The 8741-nt window shown below is 72.2% G+C and carries 7 protein-coding genes; 1 reads left to right on the forward strand and 6 read right to left on the reverse strand.

The window, feature by feature from the left end:
- The 6 genes from E1284_RS35345 to E1284_RS35370 all read right to left on the reverse strand — a co-directional run.
- The coding region (locus E1284_RS35345; RefSeq protein WP_131944513.1) for a serine/threonine-protein kinase at positions 1–824 on the reverse strand (824 nt) is incomplete at its 3' end.
- Positions 825–842: 18 nt separating this feature from the next.
- Positions 843–1910 carry a family 2 encapsulin nanocompartment cargo protein polyprenyl transferase gene (locus E1284_RS35350; RefSeq protein ID WP_131944514.1) on the reverse strand — a complete coding sequence of 356 codons (1068 nt, stop codon included), beginning with the start codon at positions 1908–1910 and terminating at the stop codon, positions 843–845.
- A gap of 31 nt (positions 1911–1941) precedes the next feature.
- On the reverse strand, positions 1942–3327 hold the full coding sequence (locus E1284_RS35355) for a family 2B encapsulin nanocompartment shell protein (protein WP_131944515.1): 1386 nt from the start codon (positions 3325–3327) through the stop codon (positions 1942–1944).
- The gene (locus tag E1284_RS35360) at positions 3324–4766 is read right to left on the reverse strand and encodes a family 2B encapsulin nanocompartment shell protein (RefSeq protein WP_131944516.1); all 1443 of its coding nucleotides are present in this window, start codon (positions 4764–4766) and stop codon (positions 3324–3326) included. The genes E1284_RS35355 and E1284_RS35360 overlap by 4 nt, the downstream gene beginning before the upstream one ends.
- A 156-nt stretch (positions 4767–4922) precedes the next feature.
- On the reverse strand, positions 4923–6299 hold the full coding sequence (locus E1284_RS35365) for an MFS transporter (protein WP_243714943.1): 1377 nt from the start codon (positions 6297–6299) through the stop codon (positions 4923–4925).
- Between the two features lie 76 nt (positions 6300–6375).
- Positions 6376–6993, reverse strand: a complete 618-nt coding sequence (locus tag E1284_RS35370) for a hypothetical protein (RefSeq protein ID WP_131944517.1) — start codon at positions 6991–6993, stop codon at positions 6376–6378.
- A 287-nt stretch (positions 6994–7280) separates the two neighbouring features.
- Here E1284_RS35370 and lpdA point away from each other — a divergent pair, with 287 nt between their 5' ends.
- Entirely contained in the window at positions 7281–8684 is a 1404-nt protein-coding gene (gene lpdA / locus E1284_RS35375; protein WP_131944518.1) for a dihydrolipoyl dehydrogenase, read from the forward strand.
- Positions 8685–8741: the final 57 nt, after the last annotated feature.

The following is an 8741-nucleotide window of genomic DNA, read 5'->3' on the forward strand; positions in this document are numbered from 1 at the left end:
GGCGCCGGGGGAGCGGGCGGGGTGCGGCCCGGGCGGACCAGGCGGTCCAGGACGTCCTGCGCGGACGGGCGGCGCGACGGGTCCTTCGCGAAGCACTCGGTGAGGAGGGCGCGCAGCGGCTCCTCCACCCCGGCGAGGTCGGGCTCGTGGTTCGCGATCCGGTTGAAGACGATGGGGACGGTCTCGTTGCCGAACGGCGCGCGGCCGGTCGCGGCGAACGCCATCGTGGACGCCCACGCGAAGACGTCCGCGGCGGGGGTCAGCTCGCCCGGTTCGAGCTGCTCGGGCGCCATGTAGGCGGGCGTGCCGACGGCGCGGCTGACCATCGTCTGCGCGCCGGACAGCGCGCGGGAGATGCCGAAGTCGATGACGCGCGGCCCGTCCGTGCCGATCAGCACGTTGTGCGGTTTGAAGTCGCGGTGCACGATGCCGGCGTCGTGCAGGGCGACGAGGGCCGTGGCGGTCGCGATCGCGAGCCGGTCGAGCGCGCTGCCCGAGCGGGGGCCCTGCTCGGCGACGACCCGGCTGAGCGGCGGCCCGTCGATGAACTCGCTGACGATGTAGCGGCGGTTCCCGGCCGTGCCCGAGTCGAGCACCTGCGCGGTGCAGAACCGCGCGACCTGCTTGGCCGCCTCCAGTTCGCGGGCGGCCGTGTCGTCGCCGCCGAGGTCGCCGCTCAGCTGCGGGTGGAACAGCTTCACCGCGACCCGGGTGCCGTCGCCGCCAGTCCCGAGGTACACGACGCCCTGGCCGCCCTCGCCGATCCGCGCGGTGATCCGGTAGGCGCCGAGCTGCCGTGGGTCGGACGGTTCGAGGGACTGCACGCAAGCAGTGTAGGGCTGTCAATGATCGCGTTGGGTGGAGAGCCGGACGAGGGTGAGAAGTTCCGCGGCCGGGGCCTCGGCCGCGCCGGCGAGGTGGTCGCGGGCCTCGGCGAGCAGCCGGCCGGCGTGGCCGGTGGCCCAGTCCCGGGCGCCGGTGCTCTCGATGAGGGCGGCGGCCCGCGCGGTGTCGGCGGAGGTCAGCGGCGCACCGCGGAAGTAGAGGGCGGCCAGTTCCGCGGCGGCGGGCGTGCCTGAGGTCAGCGCGGCGACGACCGGCAGGGACTTCTTGCGGTTGTGCAGGTCGGAGTGGACGGGTTTGCCGGTGGCGGCGGGGTCGCCCCAGATGCCGAGCAGGTCGTCGGCGAGCTGGAACGCCAGGCCGAAGCACTGCCCGAAGGCGCGCATGCTCTCGACGTCGGCGGAGGCGGCGCCGCCGTAGAGGGCGCCGAGGGCGCAGGACGCGCCCATCAGCGCGCCGGTCTTGCGGCCCGCCATGGCGAGGCACTCGTCGAGCGTCACGTCGTCGCGGTCCTCGAAGGCGAGGTCGGCGCACTGCCCCTCGACCAGGTCGAGGACGGCGCGGGCGAGGATGCGGACGCCGTGCGCGACGGCCGGGGAGCCGTCCTCGGCGAGCGCCTCGTAGGCGGCGGCGAGGAGGGCGTCCCCGGTGAGGATCGCGGCGTTCGTCCCGAAGACCGTCCAGGCGGTGGGGCGGTGCCGGCGGGTGGGGTCGCCGTCCATGACGTCGTCGTGCAGCAGGGAGAAGTTGTGCGTCAGCTCGACCGCGACGGCGGCCGGCAGGGCGGCGGCCGCCGTCCCCCCGGCCGCCTGCGCGGCCAGCAGCGCCAGTGCGGGCCGGATCGCCTTGCCCGCCGGGGCCTCGGCCGGGCGGCCGTGCTCGTCCCGCCACCCGAAGTGGTAGGCGGCGATGCGGGCGGCGTCGCCGGGCATGGCCTCGACCGCGTCCCGCAGGGCGGGGTCGAGCAGCCGGCGGCTCCAGCGCAGGATGCCGTCCGCCGACCGGGCGCGCTCGTCCGGCCGGTGGTCGCACCGGACGATGGCGGGGTCGTCCTTCCAGGCGGGCATGGCCCTCCCCTTCCTCAGCGGGCTCAGCGGGTCAGCGGGCGATCTCGACGTTCTCCAGGACGCCGAGCGCGTCCGGGACCAGCACGGCGGCCGAGTAGTACGCGCTGACCTGGTAGGTCAGCAGCGCCCGCTCGTCGATGCCGGTGAACCTGACCGACAGGCCCGGCCGCACCTCGCCGGGCAGCCCCGTCCGGTGCAGGCCGATGACGCCCTGGTCGTCCTCGCCGGTGCGCAGCGCGAGGATCGAGCTCGTCCCGGACGGGGTGATCGGAATCTTGTCGCACGGGTACAGGGGGACGCCGCGCCACGCCTGGACGCGGCGTCCCTCGACCTCCACGCCGTCCGGGTACACCCCGCGCCGGGTGCACTCGCGGCCGAACGCGGCGATCGTCTTCGGGTGCGCGAGGAGGAACCGGGTCTTGCGCCGCCGCGACAGCAGCTCGTCCAGGTCGGCGGGGGCCGGCGGGCCCCCGCGCGTCTGGATCCGCTGCCGCAGGTCGGCGTTGTGCAGCAGGCCGAAGTCGCGGTTGTTGACCAGCTCGTGCTCCTGGCGCTCGCGCAGCGCCTCGATCGTCAGCCGCAACTGCTGCTCGACCTGGTCCATCGGCTCGCTGTAGAGGTCGGCGACGCGCGTGTGGACGCGCAGCAGCGTCTGGGCGACGCTCAGCCCGTACTCGCGCGGCGCGGCCTCGTAGTCGGCGAACGTGCCGGGCAGGACGGGTTCGCCGTCGTGCCCGGACGCCACCTCGATCGGCGCCTCGCCGTGCCGCGTCCGCGGCGGCCGCGGGGCGTCCCGGTACTCCTCCAGGCGAGTGCGGAGGGCCTCGGACCGGCCGGTCAGCTCCTCGATCGCCTCCCGGGGCAGCGTCAGGACGGTCGTCGGGGTCAGCGCGCGGAACGTGTGCGGCCAGACCTCGGCGGTCCCGAGCAGGGCGCGGTCGCCGAAGAACCGGCCGTCGGCGAGGATGCCGATCCGGGCCTCGGCGCCGTACTCCCCCGGTGCGGTCTCCGCGACCTTGCCGTGCGCGATCAGGTGGACGCCGTCGAGGGGGCGGCCCGCCGCCGCGATCTCCTCCCCCGGCGGGTACTCGCGCTGCTCGAACCGCGCGGCCAGGCCCTCCAGGACGGCCGGGTCGTCCAGGCCGTCCAGCGGGGGCAGCTCGGCCAGCTCGGGCGGGACCACCCGGACGTCGGCGCCGTCGTTGACGAACGTCACGAGCCCGTCGCCGAGCCGGTAGGTCAGGCGCCGGTTCACCCGGTAGGTGCCCGCGTCCGCCCGCACCCACGGCAGCAGCCGCAGCAGCCACCGCGGGGTGATGCCCCGCATCTGCGGGACGGACTTGGTCGTCGTCGCGAGGTTGCGCGCGGCGCCGGTGCCGAGGGCGAGCCGCCCCCGCTCTTCGGTCGGCGAGGTCACGCGCCGGCACCGCCGTGCGCGACCTCGACCGACTCCAGCATGCCGAGCGCGTCCGGGACGAGGACGGCGGCCGAGTAGTAGGCGCTGACCAGGTAGTTGATCAGCGCCTTCTCGTCGATGCCCATGTACCGGACCGACAGCCCCGGCTGGTACTCGTCCGGCAGCCCGACCTGGTGCAGGCCGATGACGCCCTGCGCCTGCTCGCCGGTCCGCATCAGCAGGATCGAGCTGGTCTTGGTCCTGCTCACCGGAATCTTGTTGCAGGGGAAGATCGGCACGCCGCGCCAGGCCGGGACCTTGTGGCCGCCGACGTCGGCGCTGCCGGGGTAGACGCCGCGCGCGCTGCACTCGCGGCCGAACGCGGCGATCGCCTTCGGGTGCGCGAGGAAGAACGCCGGCTCCTTCCAGACGAGGGTGAGCAGGTCGTCCATGTCGTCGGGGGTCGGCGGGCCGGAGCGGGTGTGGATGCGCTGAGACAGGTCGGCGTTGTGCAGCAGCCCGAAGTCGCGGTTGTTGATCAGCTCGTGCTCCTGGCGCTCGCGCAGCGCCTCGATCGTCAGCCGCAACTGCTGCTCGACCTGGTCCATCGGCTCGTTGTAGAGGTCGGCGACGCGCGTGTGGACGCGCAGGACGGTCTGCGCGACGCTCAGCTCGTACTCGCGCGGGGAACCCTCGTAGTCGACGAACGTCCCCGGCAGCACCGGTTCGCCGTCGTGCCCGGACGCCACCTCGATGGCCGCCTCGCCGTGCGCGTTGTGCGCCTTCGCCGGGCTCGCCTTGTACTCCTCCAGGTGGGCCTGGAGGGACGCGGACTGGCCGAGCGTCTCCTGGAAGTCGGCCTGGCTCATGCTGAGGACCGTGCAGGCGGTCACGGCCTTGACCGTGCTCTCCCACCGCTCCGGTTCCGCGCCCTCCTCCGTCCCGAGGAGGGCGTCCTCGCCGAAGAAGTCGCCGTCGGCGAGCGTCCCGAGGACGGCCTCGGTGCCGTACTCGCCGGCGCCGATCCGGTTGAGCTTGCCGTGCGCGACGAGGATGACCCGGTCGGCCGGGTGCCCCCGCTCCACGACGACCTCGCCGGGCTCGTACTCCTGCTGGGTGAACCGCCCGGCGATGGCGTCCAGCGTGAGGTCGTCGTCGTAGCCGCGCAGCGGGGGCAGCTCGCCGAGCTCGCGCGGGATGACCCGGATGTCCGCGCCGGTCTGCACGAACGTCACCCGCCCGTCGCCGAGCGTGTAGGTGAGCCGCCGGTTGACGCGGTAGGCGCCGCCGGCCGCCTGCACCCACGGCAGCAGCTTGAGCAGCCACCGCGAGGTGATGCCCTGCATCTGCGGGACGGACTTGGTCGTGGTCGCCAGGTTCCGTGCCGCCGCGGTACCGAGGCTCAACTGCTGCTGCTGTTCCGTCACGTCCACACCACCGATTCGTCGAAGGTCCGTCATGAGCAAGCCGTCTCCGGCCAACGGAGACGCTACAGACCGTAATCGATCGATCGCAATGTGCCATCGGCTCCACCTGTGCTTGGCGGTGGCGCCACAGAAGTCGTACCTCCGCGCCACTGCCCGGCGGCGCCCGCGCCGCGGCCCGCGGCGCGGAGGTCAGCCCGCCCCGGAACTCGCCGGTTCCGGGGCGAGTCCGGTTCCGGCCTTCTCGATCGGCACCCCGGCCGTCTCCGGGATCCTGATGATCGGGTACAGCGCCACCAGCGCGGCGAGCATCAGGTAGTACGCCGGGATGTAGTTGGACCCCGTCACGTCGATCAGCGACCCGACCAGCACGGCCGCCGTCCCGCCGAACAGCGACGTCGAGATGTTGTAGCCGATCGCGAACGCCCCGTACCGCACCCTCGTGGGGAACATCGCCGGGAACGTGGCCGCGATGACCGCGAGCACCAGCACGAGCAGCCCGCCGACGATCGCGTAGCCGACCCCGACGCCGATCATGTTGTTGGTCTGCATGAGCGCGAACGCCGGCCAGGACAGGAGGATGTAGCCGATCGCGGCCGTGAACAGCAGCGGCTTCCGGCCGATCCGGTCCGACAGCGAGCCGATCGGCACGATCACCACGATCATCAGCGCCTCGATCACGATGGTGATGAGCTGCGCCGTCTCGTCGTCCTTGTGCAGGAAGTCGACGAGGTAGGACGGCATGAACGTCAGCAGCGTGTAGTCCGCGACGTTCAGCATGAACACGATGCCGATCAGCATCACGATGACCCGCCAGTGGTGCTGCAGCGTCTCCTTGAGCGGCGAGTGGGCCTTCTTGCCGGCCTTCTCCAGCTCCTGGAACGTCGGAGTGTCCTCGATGCGCGTCCGGACGTACAGGCCGACGAACCCGAGCGGCAGCGCGAGCAGGAAGGGGATGCGCCAGCCCCAGTCGTTCATCGCGCTGGTGCTGAGCGACAGGTCCATGACCAGGACGAGGCCCGCGCCGAGGATGTAGCCGGTCAGCGTGCCGAGCTCCAGGAAGCTGCCGAAGAACCCGCGCCGGTGCGTCGGCGCGTACTCGGCGATCATCGTGGCGGCGCCGCCGTACTCGCCGCCCGTCGAGAAGCCCTGCACCAGCCGGACGGCGAGCAGCAGCAGCGGCGCGGCGATCCCGATGGTGCCGTAGCCCGGCAGGATCCCGATCAGGAACGTCGAGCTCGACATCATGATGATCGTGACGGCCAGCACCCGCTTGCGGCCGAGCCTGTCGCCCATCGGGCCGAAGAACAGCCCGCCGAACGGGCGGGCGAGGAACGCCGCCGCGATCAGCGCGAACGAGCGCAGCGACGCGCTGCCGGCCGCGCCCTCCGGGAAGAACACCGTGCCGATGATCGCGGTCATGATCCCGGCGCTGAACACCCCGAAGTCGAACCACTCGACGCAGTTGCCGATGGCGGAGGCGATCACGGCCTTGTGGACGCCGGCGGCCCCGCCCCGGTCGGCCGGCAGGGCCGCACCGCCGTCGGTGCGCTCCGCGTCCTCGTTCACGCGCTACCTCTGCCCGGTGATCGGCAAAGCTAACGCCGTGGCCGGAGCCATGATCACCCCGCCGGCGGGACGCGCGTCAGTTCTTTCGGGCCTTCTTCTTCGCCGCGCTCTTCGGCTTGCCGGGGCGGTGGGTCCGGGCGGTGTCCTCGTCGTCCTCGGCGGTGGGCTCCTCCGGCGGCGGGGTGAGGACGGCGGTCCGCTGCGGGTCGTCGTCGGGGAGCTCGGGCAGGGCGGACGTGGGCCCCTCGCCGGCCGGCTCGCCGGGCAGCTCGTCGGTGCTCGTGGGGTCGCCGTCGAGGAGTTCGTCGAGGGTGACGGTGCCCTGCGGGTCGGCGCGCATCTCGTCCAGCAGGAGGTCGTCCTCGGGGATGGACACGAGCGCCTGCGTCTCCTGCGACTCACGGGTGATGACCCCGCTGGCGAGGACGGTGTTGCGGTGCCGCAGCGCGCCGTTCTCCCGGAGCAGGTTGTCCACGTCCGAGCGGGCCCGGGCGATGCGGCGGCTCAGCCGCATGTGCACCACGAACCCGCCCGCCGCCGTGCCGAGGACGAAGCCGGCGACCGGGAAGCCGACCGCCGCCGGCGCCAGCAGGGCCACCAGCGCGACCACGACCAGCGCCACGACCGCCGCGAGCGCGACAAAGTGCTGTTCCACCCAGTCCAGAACGGCGTTGACGCGCTTCGGGATCCTCACTCCGTGACTCCTCCGTCGGTTCGGGTGGGCGAACGACCGGCGCGCGGCGCGATGTTCCATCGCCGCGACGCCGCTGTCCGGGGGCACACCGCCGGGCTCCGCGGCCGGGACGGTCCGGGCCCGCGCCGCACGGCGCGCCGCCCTCGTTCTCTCGACGTGCCTCCCGCGATGCTCACCGCCGCGAGGGCCGCCCAAACACTAACTGTACGTGACATCGGTCCCGTCGACGGCGGCGCCGTCCCGACCGGGATGCGAACACCTGGTCACGCCGAATATCGTCCATTGACATGAGCGAACACTTTGACGTCGTGGTCCTCGGCGCGGGCCCGGGTGGATATGTCGCCGCGATCCGGTCGGCACAGCTCGGGCTGAAGACGGCGATCATCGAGGAGAGGTACTGGGGCGGGGTGTGCCTCAACGTGGGCTGCATCCCGTCGAAGGCGCTGCTGCGCAACGCGGAGCTGGCCCACATCTTCACGAAGGAGCGGCAGACCTTCGGGATCAACGTCGAGGGCAGCGTGTCCTTCGACTACGGCGTCGCGTTCCAGCGCAGCCGCCAGGTGTCGGACAAGCTCGTCAAGGGCGTCCAGTTCCTGATGAAGAAGAACAAGATCACGTCCTATGACGGGCGCGGCACGTTCACCGACCCGAACACCCTGCAGGTCTCCCGGCAGGACGGGTCGAGCGACACCGTGACGTTCGACAACTGCATCATCGCGGCGGGCGCGCACACCAAGCTGCTGCCCGGCACGTCCCTGTCCGAGCGGGTCGTCACCTACGAGGAGCAGATCCTCAGCTCGGAGCTGCCGGAGAGCATCGTGATCGCCGGCGCGGGCGCGATCGGCGTCGAGTTCGCCTACGTCCTGCACAACTACGGGGTGAAGGTCACGATCGTCGAGTTCCTCGACCGGATGGTCCCGAACGAGGACGCCGACGTCTCCAAGGAGCTCGCCAAGCGGTACCGCAAGCTCGGCGTGGACGTCCTCACCTCCACCCGCGTGGACGCGATCGACGACTCCGGAGAGAAGGTCAAGGTCACCGTCACCGGCAAGGACGGCGCCCAGCAGGTCATCGAGGCCGACAAGGTGCTCCAGGCGATCGGCTTCCAGCCGAACGTGGAGGGCTACGGCCTGGAGAAGACCGGCGTGGCCCTGACCGAGCGCGGCGCCATCGACGTGGACGGCCGCTGCCGCACGTCCGTCCCGCACATCTACGCCATCGGCGACGTCACCGCGAAGCTGATGCTCGCGCACGCCGCCGAGGCCATGGGCATCGTCGCGGCCGAGACCATCGCGGACGCCGAGACGATGGAACTCGACTACATCATGATCCCGCGCGCCACCTACTGCCAGCCGCAGGTCGCCTCCTTCGGCTACACCGAGGCGCAGGCCAAGGAGCAGGGCTTCGACGTCAAGACCGCGAAGTTCCCCTACAGCGCCAACGGCAAGGCGCTCGGCATGGGCGAGGGCGACGGCTTCGTCAAGGTCATCAGCGACGCCAAGTACGGCGAGATCCTCGGCGCCCACATGATCGGCCCTGAGGTCACCGAACTCCTCCCGGAACTGACCCTGGCCCAGCAGTGGGACCTCACCGTCAACGAGGTGGCCCGCAACGTCCACGCCCACCCCACCCTGGGCGAGGCGATGAAGGAGGCCGTCCACGGCCTCGCCGGCCACATGATCAACCTCTGACCCCGCCGGCGTGTTCGCCTCCCCCACGAGGCGAACACGCCCCCGACCGTGGACGGG

This window comes from Actinomadura bangladeshensis, from assembly GCF_004348335.1.
Lineage (GTDB): Bacteria > Actinomycetota > Actinomycetes > Streptosporangiales > Streptosporangiaceae > Spirillospora > Spirillospora bangladeshensis.